We start from the raw sequence: 19990 nt of genomic DNA, 5'->3' as shown, positions 1-19990 counted from the left end.
TACAGCATAATTATAAAAATGTCATGGTTATCCAATTTCAACCCTCTGGAAAGCATCCGTAAACTTCAAGTTCACGAGAATAGTCTTGCCATTTGGAAAAAAAGAGCTCAATGGCTACTTTTGTTGATTGCCCTGCTTTTTGTGGTCGTGCATCTGCTGACACGCTTTTACATATGGCCACAAGTTGAAAAAAATAAAGCCTCTTTTGAGCAGGTGATCAGTCAAACGCTGGGTGTTAATTTAAAAATTGAAAGTATTCAAACTGGTTGGGATTTTCTTTGGCCAGCATTCAAAATTGACAACATCAAGCTTTATGAACTTGGCGATTCCAGCACCCCCAAATTAAGCATCCCTCAAGTAAGCGGAAAGTTGTCCTGGGAAACTCTGTGGAAACTAGAGCCTCACTTTCACGACCTAAGTTTTGATGATGCGCTGATTCAGATACAAAGAGATTCAAAAGGCAACTGGAATATTGCCGGCATCAAACTAGATCAATCAAGTGCTGGTTATAAATTTGGTAATTGGTTATTTGAGCAAGATAGTCTTGAAGTTAAAAACGCCAAAATCAATTGGCTGGATCAACGCTTTCAAAGCAGTCAATATTCAATAGACATTGAATCTCTTGGCTTAAAGAATACTTGGTTCAAACATGCCATTGACCTAAATATCAAAACGCCATGGCATTCAAATACCGCCTCCATCAAAGCTGATTTCAGACACAGTGTTTTTGGCAATGCGGGTAACTGGAAAGACTGGATCGGCAGACTTGAGTGGCAAATCAACGAACTCAACATCGCTAAGGTCAATCAATTATTTGATAGTCCAATCAATGTTATTTCTGGCCAACTCAACTCCCAAGGACGCACCTATATCGATGGTGGAGCATTAGATGGTGGAACAACAAAACTTGCGGCACAAAATCTTCACATCGAATGGCCTCGTTTAGGTGCGCCGCTCAGGATTGCCAAAGTGGATGCAGAGCTAGAGCAAAAAACTGCTGGCAAAAAAATGTCTGTCAGCGCTCCATTGCTCAAATGGCAAGTGAACGATAAGTCCACCCCAAAGGAACTTAACGGCATCAGCATTTACTGGGACATGGCCGCCAATATTGATGCCATCACTCACGCTGGAGTTAAAGCCGATGAAATTGATATCAATCTTGTTGAGCAACTAGCAAAACAATTTCCACTACCCAAAGACATCACTGAATTCATCAAGCAATACCAACCTTCAGGGACCTTAAAAAATTTAGATGCTAACTGGCATGCAGAGGCAAGCAAGTTGCCGTTCAATATAAAAATTCCAGGGTTCAATGAATCTCATTACAAACTCTCATTTGATTTTGAAAAAGCCTATCTAAAACCCGAAAAAAAAGGTCAGCTTTCAATAGCCAACTTAACTGGCAGGCTCTATGCAACAGAACTTGGCGGCGAACTCACGCTCGATAGTGAGGATGCATTCATTGTTCTTCCTCAAATGTTAGAGAACGACAGCCTTGCACTAGATCTCATCAAGGGAAAAATTAAATGGCTTAAAAAAGATGCCGGCCTTGAATATCAAATCAGCAAGCTGAAACTGAAGAACGATTCGGCCAACTTGATTTTTGATGCCAACTACAAAGCCAAAACTACTAAAAATCCTGCTGATCTTTATATCAAAGCAGATATTTTGGAAGCCAATGTCAAAAACTTGACCGGCTACTTCCCTCTGGGCATGTCTAAAACCGCCAGGGCTTACTTGAATGCAGCTTTAAAAGAGGGTGTCATCCGCAATGGTCAAATCCATATTCATGGTGACCCTCTGCATATTCCATTTGATACCAAGTTTCCAGGAATTTTTGAGCTCAACTTACCAATTGAACAAGTTCAATACTCACCAGCCCCGACTGCCGATAAAAAACAAGGGCAATGGTCAGACTTTTCAGATGTGCATGGCGTCGTTTCATTCAAAGGTCCAAAACTACAACTTGATTTAAAAAGAGCTTCATTCGAAAGTGTTCAGCTAACAGATATAGAAGGAGTTATAGACAATATTGTTAGCCCAACTGCAACATTAAAAATCAATGGTGTTGCCAAAGGCTCCAGCCAAGAACTACTCAAGTACTACGTTGATAGCCCATCAGGAAAAAGCATTGAAGCCATCAGTAAAAAAATTGAGCTTTCAGGCAATGCTCAATTAAAGATCAATATTGAAATGCCCCTCAATGCCACCAAAGAAACCAAATTACAAGGTGAATTGAAGCTCGATAGAAATCAGGCAAAAATTAATCAAAAACTCGACGTACAGCAAATTTCTGGCGATATTTTATTTTCCGAAGAAAGCGTGATCGGTCGAAACCTAAGGGCTCAATTGCTTGGTGGCGAACTATTGATCGATAACGCGAACAAATTACCTTGGCAATCATCTTCAGACATGAAGGTTTCAGGCAAGGTCGATATCAATCAATTGATCAATGCCTTAAATGCCTCAGACTCATCTGAAATCAAAAAAATACAAGCGCAGTTAAACGGCTTGGTTTCTTATGATGGAAAACTTGCGATTCGCTCAAAAGGTTACCAACTAGATTTGGGCTTAAAGCTCGATCAACTCAACTCTCAATTCCCAGCCCCATTCAATAAAAAATCTGGTCAGGCGCTCACTGGTCAATTTAATTTAAGCAATTTAAGTGAAACTGCAGATAAAGCGACGTCAGGTCAATTAAAGCTGGGCAAAATCATTGATGCTAAGTTTCTCTCTAGCGCCAATCAAAAAATTCGCCTTGGCCTTGGTATCAACGCTCCTGGATATATCCCACAACAAGGTTTCTCAAGCACCATTGCTTTAGACCAGTTGGACGTTTCAGCTTGGCAGAACTGGCTCGATAAAAACTTCCCTGAATCATCAAAACCAGCAAATGCCAATGCTTCGACCAGTTCAGATTTTGATATTGACACTGTTTCAGCAAAAATTAAAAACCTTAAATTGGCTGATAGATCATTCAAAGATGTGGCCATACAAGCCACCCACGATAAAGAGCAATGGCATGCCAGCATTCAATCGCCAGTTGCCAAAGGTTTGGTTCAATGGAAATCAGCCCGAGCAGGCTTCCCTCAAGGAAAACTAACAGCACGCCTCCAGCAGTTAGTGATTGAAAATACTGAATCTGGTGAAACTCTTACCAAAGGTGTCAATAAACGCATTCAAAAGATTCCAGCCTTAGATATTCAGTCTGATGAACTTATTTTTAACAATAAGTCTTATGGAAAGATGGAGTTACTTGCCAGCAATGATAAAAATGACTGGAAGATTGAAAAGTTATTTTTGAAAACGGCTGATGCCCAAATCAATGCAACTGGTAGATGGATTCTTCCAAAAGAATCCAAACAATTAAACGCCGGCAAAACAGAACTGAATTTTGATTTAGACATTAATAATGCTGGCAAGCTTCTATCAAAACTTGGCTTTCCAAAAGCAATTGATGATGGATCTGGAAAGCTGGTGGGGCAAATCAATTGGGCGAATGCTCCGTATAGTTTTGATATCAAATCTTTGAATGCAGACCTATCTTTAGATTTGATCAAGGGCACGATTTTGCAAGTTGATCCAGGCGTTGCAAGATTGCTCGGTGTTCTCAGCTTTCAAGGCCTAACTAGAATTGCGACCTTGGATATTGGCGGCGTACTCAAACCAATTGTGACGCAAGGAACTCCTTTTGACAGAATCACTTCCACAGGCTCTATTAATAATGGCATAGCCAACATCAAAGATTTGAGTATGCGCGGGCCTCAAGGGAATATTCGCTTAACTGGTAGAGCCGATTTGATTCAAGAAAACCAAGACATCCGAGTGACGGTTGTTCCCAACTTCAACGCAGGCTCGGCGTCTTTGGCTTATACATTCATTAATCCAATCATTGGTCTTAGCACCATGGTTGGTCAATACTTGATCGCAGATGAAGTCAGCAAGTTGTTCCAATTAGATTATCTCGTTCAAGGCACTTGGGCAAACCCACAAATCATTGCACTAGATAACAAGGGCAAGCCGCTAGATGAGAAGCAACTAAAAGAGATTCGAGATAAATCTTTATTGAAGCAACAAACTCCCACCAAAAAGTAGATCAGAGTTAATATCAAGTTAATGAATCCCAATCAATTAACTGTTGCCGCAATTCAAATGACTTCAACTGATTCAGTTGAAGAAAATTTACAAACGGCTCAAAAATTAATCCAAGCAGCAAAACAAGCTGGCGCTGACGTCATGGTGTTGCCTGAGTATTTTTGTTTGATGGGGCACACAGATCAAGACAAGGTGACCATCAGAGAAGATTTTGGTCAAGGCCACTTGCAAGATGCTTTAAGTTTGATCGCTAAACAGAATCAAATTCATCTGATTGCTGGAACCATTCCCTTGAGTGCTCAAAATAAGCACCAAGTTAAAAACACCAGCTTGGTTTTTGATCCAAATGGTCAAGTCATCAGCCGGTACGACAAGATTCACTTGTTTGGCTTCAAACAAGGTGATGAAGAATATCAAGAGTCAAAAACGATTGAACCTGGCTCACTGCCCTGCAGCTTCAACATTCAAAAGAATGGTGTTGATTGGAAATTCGGCGTGACTATTTGTTACGACATACGCTTTCCTGAGTTGTACAGACAAATTGGTCCGGTTGATTGCCACATTGTTTCAGCTGCTTTCACTCATACCACAGGTAAAGCTCATTGGGAAATCCTCCTCAGAGCAAGGGCCATTGAAAACCAATCCTACCTGTTAGCGAGCGCTCAAAGCGGTCAGCACAGTAATGGTCGAAAGACTTGGGGGCAAAGCATGCTGATCGATCCTTGGGGTGAGATTCAGTCGGAACTTAAAGAAGGTGAAGGATTTACCCTGGGTATTTTGGATAAGAGCAGAATTAATGAAATTCGAGCAAAATTACCCTCACTACAACATCGCACCATCTAAAGAAAATAATGAATTCAACTCTTGCACTAGAAAACCCCCTTCATCTCAGTCGAGCTGATGCTTTAAATATTGCAAAAGAAATTCTTTTGGCGCCAGCAGGCATTTCTGAACAAGATCTTCAGAAGACTCTTGCGCACATGCACACCCATCAATTAGATGATGCTGACTTGTATTTTCAAAGAACTCACAATGAATCTTGGAGTCTTGAGGAAGGTATTGTTAAATCAGGTAGCTTTAGCATTGATCAAGGCGTTGGCGTTCGCGCAGTCAGTCATGACAAAACAGCATTCGCTTACTCCGACGAGATCAGTGCTTTGGCATTAAGAAATGCTGCTGAAGCAACACGCGTGATCGGCGCTCAACAAAAGAGCACCTACATCAGCCCCAAGTGGAAAACACCGGCTACCCATGCCCTGTATCAGTCATTCAACCCATTGGACAGTCTTGATGCAAAAGCAAAAATTGCTATTCTTGAAGACATTGAACGCAAAGCCAAAGCCAAAGATCCTCGCATTGTTCAAGTGATGGCAGGCCTTGCTGGTGAATTTGATGTGGTGTTGGTGGCTCGCGCAAACGGTGTTCTTGCAGCTGATATTCGCCCACTGGTGCGCATTTCAATCACAGTGATTGCAGAACAAAATGGTCGTCGCGAAGTTGGTTCATCAGGCGGCGGCGGTCGTTTTGACTATCACTTTTTTGTCAAAGATAAGATTGATCATTGGATCGACGAAGCGGTTCGCTCAGCTTTGGTCAACCTTGAATCACGACCTGCCCCTGCAGGCCCGATGACCGTTGTTTTAGGTCCCGGCTGGCCAGGCGTGTTGCTGCATGAAGCGATTGGCCACGGCCTTGAAGGTGACTTCAACCGCAAAGGTTCTTCAGCGTTCTCAGGCAAGATTGGTCAACGAGTCGCTGCCAAGGGTGTCACGGTCGTCGATGATGGAACCATTCCAGGTCGACGTGGCTCTTTATCTGTTGATGATGAAGGCACTCCCACACAATGCACCACCTTGATTGAAGACGGTGTTTTAAAGGGCTACATCCAAGACAGTCTCAATGCACGTCTCATGAAAATGCCAACGACCGGCAATGCCAGACGTGAAAGCTATGCATCTCTCCCAATGCCACGCATGACCAACACTTATATGCTGGGTGGCAAAGAAGATCCACAAGAAATCATCGCCAGTATCAAAAAAGGTCTGTATGCCGCCAATTTTGGTGGCGGACAAGTAGATATCACCAGTGGTAAGTTTGTGTTTTCTGCGTCTGAAGCCTATTGGGTTGAAAACGGAAAAATCTTATATCCGGTCAAAGGAGCCACCATCATTGGTAACGGTCCTGAGTCGCTTAAAGACATCAGCATGATTGGCAATGACATGGACTTGGATAGCGGCATTGGCGTTTGTGGCAAAGAGGGCCAAAGCGTGCCAGTTGGTGTTGGCCAGCCCACTCTGAGGATTGACAATATGACAGTCGGCGGAACGGCTTAATCACTAAAGTCAATAAAACTGTGCTACATTAACCCCATGTCTGCAAATAAATTTTATTTCTTTTACTTTTGGTTCTCAGCCCACGGCGGTCGAGAGGCAGAAATTCAAGCATAAATTTCCAGCACTCAAAATAACCGCCGACACTAACGGCGGTTTTTTTTTACAGATTTAAGAATGACGGTAATAGAAAAAGGAGTTAATGAAATGGTTGATAAATCTCTCAGTACAAGAGACAGCTGGTATGCCAGTATTGATAAGACGTCAGAGACTGATGATGCCCGCATTCAAAATATCACGGTGCTACCACCGCCAGAGCATCTCATTCGCTTCTTTCCTATTCAGGGAACATCTGTTGAGAAATTGATCAGCAAAACCAGAAAGAAGATTCGCGACATCATGCATGGCAAAGATGACCGTCTTTTGGTGATCATTGGCCCATGTTCTATTCATGATCCAAGCGCTGCGATTGCTTATGCTCATAAATTATTAGAACAACGTAAAAAATATGAAGGCGAATTAGAAATCGTGATGCGCGTTTATTTTGAAAAGCCTCGCACAACAGTCGGTTGGAAAGGCTTGATCAATGATCCGTATCTTGATGAAAGCTACCGTATTGATGAGGGCTTGAGAATTGCTCGTCATCTATTGATTGAAATCAATCGCATGGGCATGCCTGCTGGCAGTGAATTCTTGGATGTGATTTCTCCACAATACATCGGCGACCTTATTTCTTGGGGCGCGATTGGAGCAAGAACCACAGAAAGCCAAATTCACCGTGAACTTGCTTCTGGTATCTCAGCACCGATTGGCTTTAAGAATGGTACTGATGGCAACATCAAAATTGCTACCGATGCGATTCAATCAGCGAGTCGTCCACACCACTTCTTATCAGTTCACAAAAACGGTCAGGTGGCGATTGTTGAAACAAAAGGCAATGGCGATTGCCACGTCATTCTTCGTGGCGGCAAAACCACGAACTACGATGAAGAAAGCGTTGCCAAAGCTTGTAGCGAACTTGAAGCAGCGAAGTTACCAGCTTCATTGATGGTTGACTGCTCTCATGCCAACTCAAGCAAACAGCACGAGCGTCAGATTGAAGTGGCCAAAGACATTGCTGGTCAATTGGCCAAGGGCTCAAAACAAGTATTCGGCGTGATGGTGGAAAGTCATCTGTTTGCTGGAGCTCAAAAATTCACTCCAGGCAAAGACAATCCTCAAGAGCTCAAATACGCCACCAGCATTACTGATGCTTGTATTGGTTGGGATGACTCTTTGGATGTACTAGAGATCCTTGCAGAAGGCGTTAAAAAGCGTCGCAAGAAGTGATCTGGCAGCTGACTGACTGAGCATTCAACTCAGTCAACAACTAACTAAGCAATCAAGACCCTTCGGGGTCTTTTTTGTGGTTCCACAAAACATCAGTGCCGCCTGCAGCGCGATTGAGCACACGAGCTAAAACAAACAATAAATCTGAAAGTCTGTTGACGTATTGACGTGGCGAATCATGAATGGGCTCATGACGACCCAATTTCACGATTGAACGCTCAGCTCTTCTACAAACAGTTCTACACACATGAGCTTGGGCTGCTGCACGCGTGCCACCAGGAAGAATGAATTCTTCTAAGCGAGGCAAGCTGGCATTGTATTTTTCAAGCCAAACATCTAATTGAGCAACTTGCTCTTCTTTGAGCAAGGTGTAGTTAGGAATGCATAACTCTCCACCCAAATCGAATAAATCGTGTTGCACGGTGGAAAACAATTCTTTTAATTCAGAGGCAATTGACGGAGGAATATCTTCAGTGATCAAGACCCCAATTTCTGAATTTAGCTCATCAACGTCGCCCATGGCGCAGATTCTGAGATGGTCTTTATCAACGCGTTGACCATCACCTAAACCGGTGGTGCCAGCATCGCCTGTGCGTGTTGCAATTTGTGTCAATCTTTTACCCATATGACTGATTATAGGGAAATGGCTAGAATAGAGCTAAACCACCAAAAATCGAGACATATGAATACTGTTAACGAGAACTCTGAGGCTTTCATTAAAGCCCGCCAAGCCCACCTGGTTAAGGCTTTAAAGCCTCATTTACCCGAGCACGCCCTACTTTGGGAGCCCGAGGACACAATCCCTTATGAATGCGATGGTTTAGCGGCTTATCGCCAAATGCCTTTGGCGGTTGCCCTTCCAGAAACCGAGGCCCAAGCCGTTGAAGTCATCAAGGTTTGTAAAGAACTGCAGGTGCCAATCGTCCCAAGAGGAGCAGGAACAGGTCTTTCAGGTGGTGCCATGCCGATTTCTCAAGGTTTGGTGTTGTCATTAGCAAAACTCAAGAAAATCATTCACGTTGATCCTATTGCCAGAACCGCAGTGGTTCAACCGGGTGTTAGAAATTTAGCGATTTCTGAAGCAGTTGCAAAACATGGTTTGTATTACGCTCCGGACCCATCCTCTCAAATTGCCTGTTCGATTGGTGGCAATGTCAGTGAAAACTCAGGTGGCGTGCATTGCTTAAAGTACGGTCTAACTCTTCACAACATTCTTAAAGTGCGTGGCATTTTGATGAGTGGCGAAGTGGTTGAGTTCGGCAGTCTTGCGCCAGATGCACCGGGATTGGATTTAATCTCAATCTTGGTCGGCAGCGAAGGCATGCTAGCCGTGATCACAGAAGTGACAGTGAAATTAGTTCCTAAACCTCAGTTGGCACAAGTCATCATGGCCAGCTTTGATGATGTAGAAAAAGGCGGCAATGCCGTTGCAGCAATTGTTGCAGCAGGCATCATTCCAGCGGGTCTAGAAATGATGGATCAGGCGGCAACGCGTGCTGTGGAAGAGTTTGTTCATGCTGGTTACGATGTGAACGCAGCGGCGATTTTGTTGTGCGAATCTGATGGCACACCTGAAGAAGTGGCTGAAGAAATTGAACGCATGACAGCTGTTCTAAAAAACAGTGGCGCCATCCGCATCCAAGTTTCACAGAATGAAGCCGAGCGTCTGAAGTTTTGGAGCGGCAGAAAAAATGCTTTCCCAGCTGCCGGCAGAATTTCTGCTGACTACTACTGCATGGATGGAACCATTCCACGTCAACACATTGCGACATTGCTAAAACGCATTCAAGAAATGGAAAAGAAATATCAATTGGGCTGCATGAACGTGTTCCACGCAGGCGATGGCAACATGCATCCACTCATCATGTTCAACGGCGCAGATGAAGCTGAATGGCACCGTGCCGAAGCATTCGGCAGTGATATTTTAAGAACTTGTGTCGAGCTTGGCGGCACCATCACTGGTGAACACGGCGTAGGTATTGAGAAGATCAATGAAATGTGTGTTCAGTTCAGTGACTCAGAGCGCGAACTTTTCTGGAGAGTGAAAGCAGCGTTTGATCCAGATAAATTATTGAATCCTGATAAAGCAATCCCAACACTCAACCGCTGCGCCGAATATGGCCGCATGCGCGTCACTGGAGGCGTTTTACCTCACCCAGAATTGGAGCGCTTCTAAATGAGTGATCAATTATTAAAAGGATTTGCAGAGCAAATCCAAGGTGCAGTACAAGCCAAACAATTGTTGCGCATCACAGGTTCTGGTTCTAAGGATTGGTTAGGTGGTGAGCTCAAAGGCACACCTCTATCAACCAAAGACTATCAAGGTGTGGTGAGTTATCAGCCAGATGAACTGGTGATCACAGTCAAGGCTGGCACCCCCATCAAAGAAGTTGAATCAATCCTTGCAGAAAAGAATCAACAGTTCTCATTTGAATCCCCACACTTTGGCGCTAACGCGACCATTGGCGGCATGGTTTGTGCAGGTTTAGCAGGTCCTGGTCGCGTGAGCGCTGGCAACCTCAGAGATTTTGTTTTGGGCGCAAAAATCATGGATGGGCAAGCTCAAATCATGAACTTCGGCGGTACCGTCATGAAAAACGTGGCTGGTTATGATGTCTCAAGATTAATGCCAGGTTCATTCGGCACTTTGGGACTGCTACTAGATGTATCCATCAAAGTTTTACCAAAACCAGCAGCGAGTGCCACAGTTGCAACGCAAATTACTCAAGCTGAAGCTATTCAGTTAATGAACCTCTTGGCAAGCCAACCATGGCCTTTGAGTGCTTCTTGCTGGCAAGGCGATGGCTCAGGAACCCTTCACCTTCGATTGAGTGGTGCCAAAGCAGCTGTGCAATCAGCCATCCAAACTTTTGGTCAAAAATACGGCATGAAAGTCATTGATGATGAGCAAGCCGCTATTTTTTGGAATGACTTAAAAGAACAAAAAAATACTTGGTTCAATGAGGCTAGCGATTCACCACTGTGGCGCTTTGCAGTAGCTCCAACATCAGAGCCATTAGATTTACCAGGCACAAGCTTGATTGAATGGCATGGTGGACAGCGTTGGTGGAAAGGTCAGCTTGATGCAGAAAGCGCCAAGAAGATTGCTTTCAGAGCCAATGGTCATGCAAGTATTTTTAGAGCAAGCAATAAAAACCAAGCGATGCTCAGCTCACTAAAAGATAACCCTCTAACAAGCCCTTTGGCAATCGTTCAAGATCGACTCGTAAAAGCATTCGATCCGCATGGCGTTTTTGCAACTGGAAGATTGGCCTAATATGCAAACACAACTAGCTCCTCAATTTATAGGCACTCCTGATGGCACGATGGCTCAAAGTATTTTGAGTAAATGTGTCCATTGTGGTTTTTGTACAGCAACCTGCCCCACCTATCAGCTACTGGGTGATGAATTAGATGGTCCGCGCGGACGTATTTATTTGATCAAACAAATTGCTGAGGGCAAAGAAGCCACTGAAAAAACCAGAGAACATTTAGATCGCTGCTTGACCTGCCGCAACTGCGAAAGCACCTGTCCTAGCGGCGTTGACTATGGTCACCTGATTGATATTGGTCGTAAGTGGGCTGAAGAACAAACCAAGCCAAGACCATTCATGGAAAGAATGCTTCGCAAAGCCTTGGCCAATGGCTTAACAAACAAAACATTATTTGATAATGCGATGCGCATTGGAAGAATTGTGCGCCCTCTCATGCCAGCAGCCATCAAGCAAAAAATTCCTCAAGGAAAAAATCCTGGCACAAGACCTGCGGCTAACTTAAATAAAGCCAAGATGCTGATCTTGGAAGGTTGCGTTCAACCGGGCATGCTACCCAACATCAATAATGCAAGTTTCAGAGTGATGTCTCACTTGGGCGTTGATGTTTTGGCCGCTCCTAAAGCTGGTTGTTGTGGCGCCTTGAAATACCATTTAAACGAACAAGAAGGTGGTTTGAATGATATGCGTCGCAATATTGATGCATGGTGGCCATACATTGAAGGAACTGCTCCTGAATGCCAAGGTGAAAAGGTTCAAGCCATCTTGATGAACGCTTCAGGTTGCGGCGTCACCATCAAAGAATATGGTCACATCCTAAAAGACGACCCTATTTATGCCAAGAAAGCCCAAGTTGTTTCAGATCTATGCAAAGACTTGGTCGAAGTCTTGCCTCAGTATCTTGAAAAGCTTCAAGGCTTGGTTGGTGATCGCGCAAAACAAGAAGGCGTGATTTTCCATCCACCTTGCACTTTGCAGCATGGTCAGAAAATCAAGGGCCAGCTAGAAGCCATGCTTGGAAAGCTAGGCATTAGCATCAATACTTGCCAAGACAGTCACCTATGTTGTGGCTCAGCTGGTACTTATTCAATTTTGCAAGCTGATCTATCCAAACAGCTAAAAGAGCAAAAATTGCATAATCTTCAGCAGGCGGTTACTGATCATCAAGCGCAAAGAATCGTTTCTGCGAACGTTGGCTGTATCACTCATTTGCAAAATGAAACAACTCCTGTTGAACATTGGATTGAACTGATTGACTCTCTCATCGAGAAGAACATGGGACATGTCAGCACTTCAAAATAATTTACATGCCATCAAAGAGCGCATCCATCAAGCTGCCATAGCTTGTGGTCGCTCTGCGCAAGATATTAAGTTATTGGCTGTCTCCAAAACATTTCCAGCGGAAGATGTCAGAGATGCTTTTGCTCTTGGCCAAAGATGCTTTGGTGAAAACTATGTTCAAGAAGGTGTTGCCAAAGTATTAGAACTAAAAGATTTGCGTTCAAGCCTTGAGTGGCACTTTATCGGCCCAATTCAAAGCAATAAATCGAAAGATGTGGCAGAAAACTTTGATTGGGTTCACAGCATCGATCGCATCAAAATTGCCCAACGCTTAAATGATCAGAGACCCTCTCATTTGCCGCCATTAGAAGTTTGCGTTCAAGTGAACATCAGCGGCGAGGCATCCAAGAGCGGCATTCAGCCCGATGAGCTTTTAGATATCTGCCAAAAAATATCAGACATGCCAAATCTACACCTAAGAGGCCTCATGAGCATTCCAGAGCCCACCGATGATGTGCAGGTTCAAAGAAAGGCTCACCAACAATTACGTGAGCTTTTAAGCAAATTACAGCAATCCACTGCCCTGGATCATCAGAAGGTCCAGTTAGATACTTTATCCATGGGCATGTCTTCAGATATTGAAGCTGCGATTGCAGAAGGTAGTACGATGGTGCGTGTTGGCACAGCAATTTTTGGCAAAAGAACTTATTTATGACTTCATTAGCAAATTTAAAAATCGGCTTCATTGGTGGCGGAAACATGGCCAGCGCTTTGATTGGTGGTTTGATTAATCAGGGAGCTTTGGCAAAGAATATGTTTGTCGCTGATCCATTTGATCAAACACGTCAACGCCTTGAAAGCGATCTTTCAATCATTTGCGCTGCATCTGTGGATAAATTAGCGCCACACATTGAAAGTTGCGATGTTCTTGTCATGGCTGTTAAGCCACAACAATTTAAAGAAGCTGCTGCTGAGTTAGCACTTGTATTGAAGTCACTCTCGAACAAACCTCTATGCTTGAGCGTGGCGGCTGGTATTAAAACAGCCGACATGGCCAAGTGGCTTGGGCACCAGAGAATCATCCGTGCCATGCCCAATACGCCTGCCTTGATTGGTGAAGGCATGACTGGCCTATTTGCAGATAGCAATATCAGCGCTACAGACAAAGCACTTGCAAGCTCGATTTGTGAAGCCGTAGGCAAGATTGTTTGGGTTGACTCTGAAAAACAAATGGATGACATCACGGCCGTATCTGGCAGTGGTCCAGCGTATGTATTTGCCTTCTTGGAATCTCTTGAGAAGGCTGCCATTGCTCAAGGGCTCTCACAAGAGCAGGCACGTCTATTGGCGATACAAACTTTGCAGGGGGCTGCCAAGCTTGCAGCTCAATCCACAGAGTCACCAGCCACTCTTAGAGAGCGTGTGACTTCAAAAGGTGGCACAACTTATGCTGCACTAACAGTTCTTGAGCAAGAGTCTTGGGCCAACATCATGATGAAAGCGGTTGCAGCAGCCAGCGATCGCAGCGAAGCCATGGGCGAAGAATTTAGTAAGCAATAAGAACCTACATCAATCATTTCTCTGATTGATGTGCCGCTAGAATTTTAGTAAGCGAAGGCGATGGCTAAAAACAAGCTCATGCCAAACCAATTGTTTCTTCTGAATGCCAAAAAGCACTTTTCTTTCTGACGATCTTTGATCAATTGGAAATAATAAATAGACAGCAAAAAGGCTAATCCCAAAAAGATCCAAAAGATTGTAGGGAATGCCAACAACCATCCAAGCACAACAAAGCAAAGAAGGCTGATGCCATAGCAAATGCAAATGGCTAAAACATCAAACTGCCCAAACGTGATGGCAGACGTCTTGATACCTAAACTCAAATCATCGTCCCTATCAACCATGGCATAAGCGGTATCGTAAGCAATCGCCCAAGCGATGTTTGCAAGTACCAATAACCATGCATAAGCAGGTATCTCGTTCATAACGGCCGCAAAGGCCATTGGAATACCAAATGAAAAAGCAATGCCCAAAATGGCTTGAGGAATCGAAAAAAACCTTTTAGTGAAGGGATAAATAATTGCAATGGCCACTGCAGGAACAGACAAAATCTTTGTGTATGTATTGAGTGGCAAAATCAAGATGAAGGCCAAAATCGCAAGTATTGCCGCAATGATCAGCGCTTCTACAGGCTTGATTCTTCCAGCAGTGAGAGGACGATCTTGGGTTCTTGAGACATGCTTATCAAAATCTCGATCAGCGTAGTCATTGATGGCGCAACCGGCGCTTCTCATCAGAAAGCAACCCAAAACAAAAATAATCAGATGAGATGCTTTTGGCTCGCCAATCGATGCAATCCACAAACCCCACAAAGTTGGCCACAAGACCAATAAGGTGCCAATTGGTTTATCAAATCGAATCAGCGCTAAATAATCAGACAACCTTGAAGCCATTACAAGAAATCCACCCCTGTCATGCCAGATGATTTAATCGCATCGGCCAAAGCATGCATGGCTTTTGTTCTAGCGTAACTCTTACGCCAAGCCAAGACCACGCGACGCTTAGGAATCGGATTGGCAAATGGAATGTAGCGAATCAAACCATTGCTATTAGCATCCTCAGGGATCGATGTGATTGGCATGATGCTGATACCTATGCCGCCCGCCACCATCTGTCGAATAGTCTCTAATGAGGATCCTTCAAAAGTACTGATCTCTCCATCTTTTTGATTTTTTTGCATGTCAGGACAAATATCTAAAACCTGATCTCTGAAGCAGTGCCCCTCACCCAACAACAATGTTTTTTGTGACTGCAATTCATTATGCTGAATGATGGACAGGGTTTGCCAAGGATGTCCTTGAGGAACCGCGACCATGAAGCCTTCTTCATACAAAGGTAAAACCTCAAGACCACTTTGTGGAAATGTATCAGCCATGATGGCAGCATCAATATCACCTTGCTTTAAAAGCTCCAAAAGCTTTGTCGTGAAATTTTCTTGAAGGTACAAAGGCATCTGCGGCAATGCTTCACGACATTTGGCGATTAATTTTGGCAACAAATAAGGTGCGATCGTGTAGATGGTTCCAAGACGCACAGGGCCTGAAAGAGGGTCCTGACCATGTTGAGCCAAGTGTTTGATGAGCTGGGCTTCATCTAAGACCTTTTGGGCCTGATGAATGATCGTATGCCCCAAAGCAGTGATTGCCAGCTCAGAACCAGAACGCTCAAAAATCTGAACATTGAGCTCATCTTCTAATTTTTTGATTGCGACCGATAAGGTTGGCTGAGAAACAAAGCAAGCCTCAGCTGCTCGGCCAAAGTGGCGCTCCCTTGCAACAGCAACGATATATCGAAGTTCTGTGAGTGTCATACAGAGAGGATATCAAGCTTTTAGATATTCAGCACGATTACCCAACCAACGCAATAAATGTTCCTGAGCAATATCGGGGTGACTGATGAGGAGTTGCTTGGCTAACTCTTGAGTTTTTTCAATCAACCAAGATTCTTTTTGTAAATCAATAAAGCGCAACATTGCATCACCTGATTGCTTCGAACCTAGCAATTCACCCGGTCCGCGCAAAGCCAAATCTCGCTCGGCAATCACAAAACCATCCTGTGTCTCTTTGAGTGTTTGTAAACGCTCTTTCGCTGCCATTGATAGTTCAGGGCCGTATAACAAAATACATACTGACTCAGCCGAGCCCCGTCCGACTCGACCTCTTAATTGATGAAGTTGTGAGTAGCCAAATCTTTCCGCATGCTCAATGATCATCAATGAGGCATTTGGCACATCCACCCCGACCTCAATCACAGTCGTGGCCACCAAAACCTGGATATCGCCTGCAGCAAATGCTTGCATCACAGCATTTTTCTCAGCGCCCTTTAAGCGACCATGAACCAAACCAATCGCAACCCCAGGCAAAGCCTCTTGAAGCGCCGCATGAGTCTCTACCGCTGTCTTTAATTGCAAGACCTCAGATTCTTCAATCAAAGGGCACACCCAATAAACTTGGCGCCCTTTATCTAACTCAGACACGAGCCCCAAGACCAACTCTTGGCGACGTTCGTTTTTAACTAGTTTGGTGACAATCGGAGTTCTACCAGGTGGCAATTCATTGATAACGGACACCTCTAAGTCAGCATAAAAGGTCATCGCCAACGTTCTTGGTATCGGTGTTGCAGACATCATCAACTGATGACAATCAACTTCAACGTCATCAATTTTTTGTTGCAAACGTAAACGCTGCTTAACTCCAAAGCGATGCTGCTCATCAATCACCGCAAATCCCAATCTTGCAAACTCAACACCCTCTTGAATCAAGGCATGAGTTCCAATCACTAACTGCGCTTCGCCATTACAGATGAGCTCTTGAGCCTCTCGCTTTTCTTTGGCCTTCAGAGAGCCGGTTAACCAGGTTATCTTCACACCCAAAGGCTCAAGCCAACTTTTTAATTTGCGGTAGTGTTGCTCAGCGAGTATTTCTGTTGGTGCCATGATTGCCGCTTGATAGCCATGATCAATGCAATGCAATGCCGCCAAAGTGGCCACCACAGTTTTGCCACTGCCAACATCCCCTTGCAAAAGCCTGTTCATCGGGTATGACTCACCCAAGTCTTTCAAGATATCCACCCAAGATTGCTGTTGAGCATTGGTCAACTGAAAAGGCAATTGCTTTAAAAATTTCTCCAGCACGCCACCTTTGACGGCCTTCTCATTCATGCGCACAGCTTGACGAGCCAAGCGTTTTTCACGAGCCTGCAAAAGAGATAATTGCTGAGCCAGCAACTCTTCTATCTGAACCCGTCTCCAGGCAGGATGATGGCGATCTTGAATCGCTGCCAAATCATCAGACTTACCCGGCTGGTGCAAAGTGTTTAAAGCACTCCACAAACTTGGAATGTCTAAACCCACAAAAGTACTTGCCATGACTTCTTTGGGCAAAAGATCTTTTAAATGTGACTGCAATTCATCATCTTTAAACGCCTTGTTGATGGCTTGGCGAATCACATGCTGACCAACACCTGCCACGGTTGAATAAACCGGCGTCAAAGTACTTGGCAAAGGAGTATCAGGGCTCACTGCTTTAACTCCCGGGTGAACCATCTCGGGGCCATAAAATCCATCTCTGATTTCACCGCGCACCCTCAAATTAACCCCAACAGCCATTTGCTTTTGCTGGCTGGGGTAAAAGTTCAACCATCGGAGGAATAACTCATCCCCATGCTCGTCTCTGATGACCACCAATAATTGCCTTCTGGGACGAAACAAAACCTCTTGCTTGATCACAACCCCTTGCACCTGAAAGGTCAATCCGCCAAAAGTACCAACAGCCTGCCCAATGGTTGATAATTTGGTTTCGTCCTCATAACGAATAGGTAGATGTAAAACGCAGTCCAAGCTGGAGTGCAATCCTAGCTTTTCTAATGAAGGTGAACTGGCTTTTTTGGTCATTGATAAAATCTTTATATTCCCATGGTACAGCGATGCGTCTTTCAGACTTTAATTACAACCTGCCGCCCGAGTTAATTGCTCAAAACCCACTTCCCAATAGAACGGCTAGCAGGTTACTCGTTCTGGAAAATAATGCTGCAGACATCGTCATCAAAAATCAACAATTCACTGATTTGATTGATTTGTTAAATCCCAATGACTTATTGGTATTCAATGATACAAAAGTTATCCCTGCCCGTTTATTTGGCAAAAAAGAATCTGGTGGTGCCGTTGAAGTCTTCTTAGAAAGAATCACAGGTGAAACCACAGCGCTTGCTCAAATCAGAGCTTCAAAATCCCCAAAACCTGGCAACAAAATCATCTTGGGCAGCGATGATGAGCCATTTGAAATAGAAGTCATGGGTCGCCCTGATGACTCGGATAATCGCTTCTATGAAATTAAATTCTCTTCGCCATGTTTATCTTTACTAGAAAAACACGGACAACTACCGCTGCCACCCTATATCACCCATGAAGCGAATGCCGATGATTTAGAACGCTACCAAACTGTCGTGGCCAAAAATCCTGGTGCAGTTGCTGCCCCAACCGCAGGTCTTCACTTTGATCAAGCAACTTTAGACAAAGTCATGGCCAAGGGAATCAAATACACCACCCTCACTTTGCATGTTGGCGCTGGCACTTTCACTCCTGTTAGAACCGAAGATTTATCTGAACACAAAATGCACAGCGAGTGGTTCTCCATTCCAACAGAAACACAGGAGCTCATAAAACAAACCAAATTGGCAGGTGGAAAAGTGATTGCCGTGGGCACCACCAGTTTGAGAGCTCTTGAGTCATCAGCTGCATTTGGTATCCAAGAGGGTGAAACAAAATTATTCATCACCCCAGGCTACGAATTCAAGGTGGTCGATCAATTGATCACCAACTTTCACTTACCCTGCTCAACCTTGCTCATGTTGGTCAGCGCCTTTGCTGGGGTAGAGCCCATCAGAAAAGCTTATGATCATGCCATCCAACAACAATATCGCTTCTTCAGCTATGGCGATGCAATGCTACTCACACGTCAATGAATTCATTTAACTTCAAACTTCTCAAAAAAGATTCCCGAACACATGCCCGCAGAGGAGAACTAAGTCTCACGCATGGCAAAGTTCAAACCCCTATTTTTATGCCGGTTGGAACCTACGGCACCGTCAAAGGAATGACGCCTCGAGACCTCGAGGAAGCCGCTGCGCAAATCGTGCTTGGTAACACCTTTCATCTATGGCTAAGACCAGGTCTTGATGTGATTGGTAAGCATCAAGGCTTACATGACTTCATGGGCTGGAAAAAGCCTATCTTGACGGATTCTGGTGGTTTTCAGGTGTTCAGTTTGGGTGCCTTAAGAAAAATCACTGAAGAGGGTGTTGCCTTTGCATCACCGGTGAATGGCGACAAGTTATTCATGTCTCCTGAGATCTCAATGGATATCCAGGCGGTCTTGAACAGTGACATCGCGATGCAATTTGATGAGTGCACCCCTTACGAAACCAATGGCATCACCACAGACGAAAAAACTGCCAAGAACTCATTAGAGCTTTCACTCAGATGGGGTGAGCGCTCTATACGTAGATTCAGAGAACTCAATACAGGCAATGCTTTATTTGGCATCGTGCAAGGCGGGATGTTTGAGCATCTCAGAGATGTTTCTTTGGATGGAGTCGCCAATCAAGACTTTGACGGTATCGCCATTGGCGGCCTATCAGTAGGAGAGCCCAAACCAGAATTTGAAAGAATTCTGAGCCACATTGGTCCAAAGTTACCTGAAAACAAACCTCATTATTTGATGGGCGTTGGCACACCTGAAGATTTGGTTCTAGGTGTGAGCCAAGGTATTGATATGTTTGATTGCGTGATGCCGACCAGAAACGCAAGAAATGGCTGGTTATTCACTCGATTTGGCGACTTAAAACTCAGAAATGCTGCCTTCAAAGACGATACCCGTCCTTTGGATGCAAGCTGTGGTTGCTATACCTGCCGCAACTTTTCAAGAGCCTATTTGCACCATTTGCAAAAAACCAATGAGATCCTTGGGGCGCAGCTCAACACGATTCACAATATTCACTATTACATCAATCTGATGAGTGAAATTAGACAGTCCTTAGATGAGGATCTATTCCCTGAATTTATTAAGGAATTTCATAAAAACAGAGCTTTAGGTGTCCTTGAAACTACAGGGTAAAATCAGACTT

The 19990-nt window shown here is 44.3% G+C and carries 15 protein-coding genes; 11 read left to right on the top strand and 4 right to left on the bottom strand.

Annotation, left to right across the window (positions count from 1 at the left end; all coding sequences use genetic code 11):
- Positions 1 to 18: 18 nt before the first annotated feature.
- The 4 genes from ICE88_RS05710 (at position 19) to ICE88_RS05695 (ending at position 7754) form a co-directional block, all read left to right on the top strand.
- The gene (locus ICE88_RS05710) at positions 19 to 4095 is read left to right on the top strand and encodes a YhdP family protein (protein ID WP_216250403.1); all 4077 of its coding nucleotides are present in this window, start codon (positions 19 to 21) and stop codon (positions 4093 to 4095) included.
- Between the two features lie 21 nt (positions 4096 to 4116).
- Positions 4117 to 4938 (top strand): carbon-nitrogen hydrolase family protein, encoded by an 822-nt coding sequence (locus tag ICE88_RS05705; protein WP_216250399.1) that lies wholly within the window; start codon positions 4117 to 4119, stop codon positions 4936 to 4938.
- Positions 4939 to 4946: 8 nt separating this feature from the next.
- Entirely contained in the window at positions 4947 to 6428 is a 1482-nt protein-coding gene (gene tldD / locus ICE88_RS05700; RefSeq protein ID WP_216250396.1) for a metalloprotease TldD, read from the top strand.
- A 204-nt stretch (positions 6429 to 6632) separates the two neighbouring features.
- Positions 6633 to 7754 carry a 3-deoxy-7-phosphoheptulonate synthase gene (locus ICE88_RS05695; protein WP_216250394.1) on the top strand — a complete coding sequence of 374 codons (1122 nt, stop codon included), beginning with the start codon at positions 6633 to 6635 and terminating at the stop codon, positions 7752 to 7754.
- 52 nt (positions 7755 to 7806) lie between these two features.
- Here the strand turns inward: ICE88_RS05695 and ICE88_RS05690 are convergent, their stop codons facing one another.
- Positions 7807 to 8379: a cob(I)yrinic acid a,c-diamide adenosyltransferase gene (locus ICE88_RS05690; protein ID WP_216250391.1), complete on the bottom strand. Its 573-nt coding sequence runs from the start codon at positions 8377 to 8379 to the stop codon at positions 7807 to 7809.
- A 57-nt stretch (positions 8380 to 8436) separates the two neighbouring features.
- On the opposite strand from ICE88_RS05690, the gene ICE88_RS05685 reads away from it, so the two are divergent.
- The 5 genes from ICE88_RS05685 to proC are packed head-to-tail and all read left to right on the top strand — an operon-like array spanning position 8437 to position 13867.
- Positions 8437 to 9930, top strand: a complete 1494-nt coding sequence (locus ICE88_RS05685; RefSeq protein WP_216250388.1) for an FAD-linked oxidase C-terminal domain-containing protein — start codon at positions 8437 to 8439, stop codon at positions 9928 to 9930.
- Positions 9931 to 11031: a glycolate oxidase subunit GlcE gene (glcE, locus tag ICE88_RS05680; RefSeq protein WP_216250386.1), complete on the top strand. Its 1101-nt coding sequence runs from the start codon at positions 9931 to 9933 to the stop codon at positions 11029 to 11031. It abuts the gene before it with no gap.
- A 1-nt stretch (position 11032) separates the two neighbouring features.
- Positions 11033 to 12328, top strand: a complete 1296-nt coding sequence (gene glcF, locus ICE88_RS05675) for a glycolate oxidase subunit GlcF (RefSeq protein WP_216250383.1) — start codon at positions 11033 to 11035, stop codon at positions 12326 to 12328.
- Positions 12309 to 13022, top strand: coding sequence for a YggS family pyridoxal phosphate-dependent enzyme (locus tag ICE88_RS05670; protein ID WP_216250380.1), 714 nt, complete (start codon positions 12309 to 12311; stop codon positions 13020 to 13022). The genes glcF and ICE88_RS05670 overlap by 20 nt, the downstream gene beginning before the upstream one ends.
- Positions 13019 to 13867: a pyrroline-5-carboxylate reductase gene (gene proC / locus ICE88_RS05665; RefSeq protein WP_216250377.1), complete on the top strand. Its 849-nt coding sequence runs from the start codon at positions 13019 to 13021 to the stop codon at positions 13865 to 13867. Before ICE88_RS05670 ends, proC begins: the two co-directional genes overlap by 4 nt.
- A gap of 44 nt (positions 13868 to 13911) precedes the next feature.
- On the opposite strand, the gene ubiA is transcribed toward proC, so the two are convergent.
- The 3 genes from ubiA to recG are packed head-to-tail and all read right to left on the bottom strand — an operon-like array spanning position 13912 to position 17804.
- Entirely contained in the window at positions 13912 to 14760 is an 849-nt protein-coding gene (ubiA, locus tag ICE88_RS05660; RefSeq protein ID WP_216250374.1) for a 4-hydroxybenzoate octaprenyltransferase, read from the bottom strand.
- Positions 14760 to 15677, bottom strand: coding sequence for a LysR substrate-binding domain-containing protein (locus ICE88_RS05655; protein ID WP_216250371.1), 918 nt, complete (start codon positions 15675 to 15677; stop codon positions 14760 to 14762). Before ICE88_RS05655 ends, ubiA begins: the two co-directional genes overlap by 1 nt.
- A gap of 12 nt (positions 15678 to 15689) precedes the next feature.
- Positions 15690 to 17804, bottom strand: a complete 2115-nt coding sequence (gene recG, locus ICE88_RS05650) for an ATP-dependent DNA helicase RecG (RefSeq protein ID WP_370624454.1) — start codon at positions 17802 to 17804, stop codon at positions 15690 to 15692.
- Here recG and queA point away from each other — a divergent pair.
- Positions 17792 to 18829, top strand: a complete 1038-nt coding sequence (queA, locus tag ICE88_RS05645) for a tRNA preQ1(34) S-adenosylmethionine ribosyltransferase-isomerase QueA (RefSeq protein ID WP_216250360.1) — start codon at positions 17792 to 17794, stop codon at positions 18827 to 18829. The two genes, recG and queA, sit on opposite strands and share 13 nt — an antisense overlap.
- Positions 18826 to 19980, top strand: a complete 1155-nt coding sequence (tgt, locus tag ICE88_RS05640) for a tRNA guanosine(34) transglycosylase Tgt (RefSeq protein ID WP_216250358.1) — start codon at positions 18826 to 18828, stop codon at positions 19978 to 19980. Before queA ends, tgt begins: the two co-directional genes overlap by 4 nt.
- Positions 19981 to 19990: the final 10 nt, after the last annotated feature.

This window comes from Polynucleobacter sp. AM-26B4 (genome assembly GCF_018882285.1).
Taxonomy (GTDB): Bacteria; Pseudomonadota; Gammaproteobacteria; order Burkholderiales; family Burkholderiaceae; genus Polynucleobacter.
Note: the sequence above shows the minus strand (reverse complement) of the source record. Positions and strands in the feature narration are given on the sequence as shown.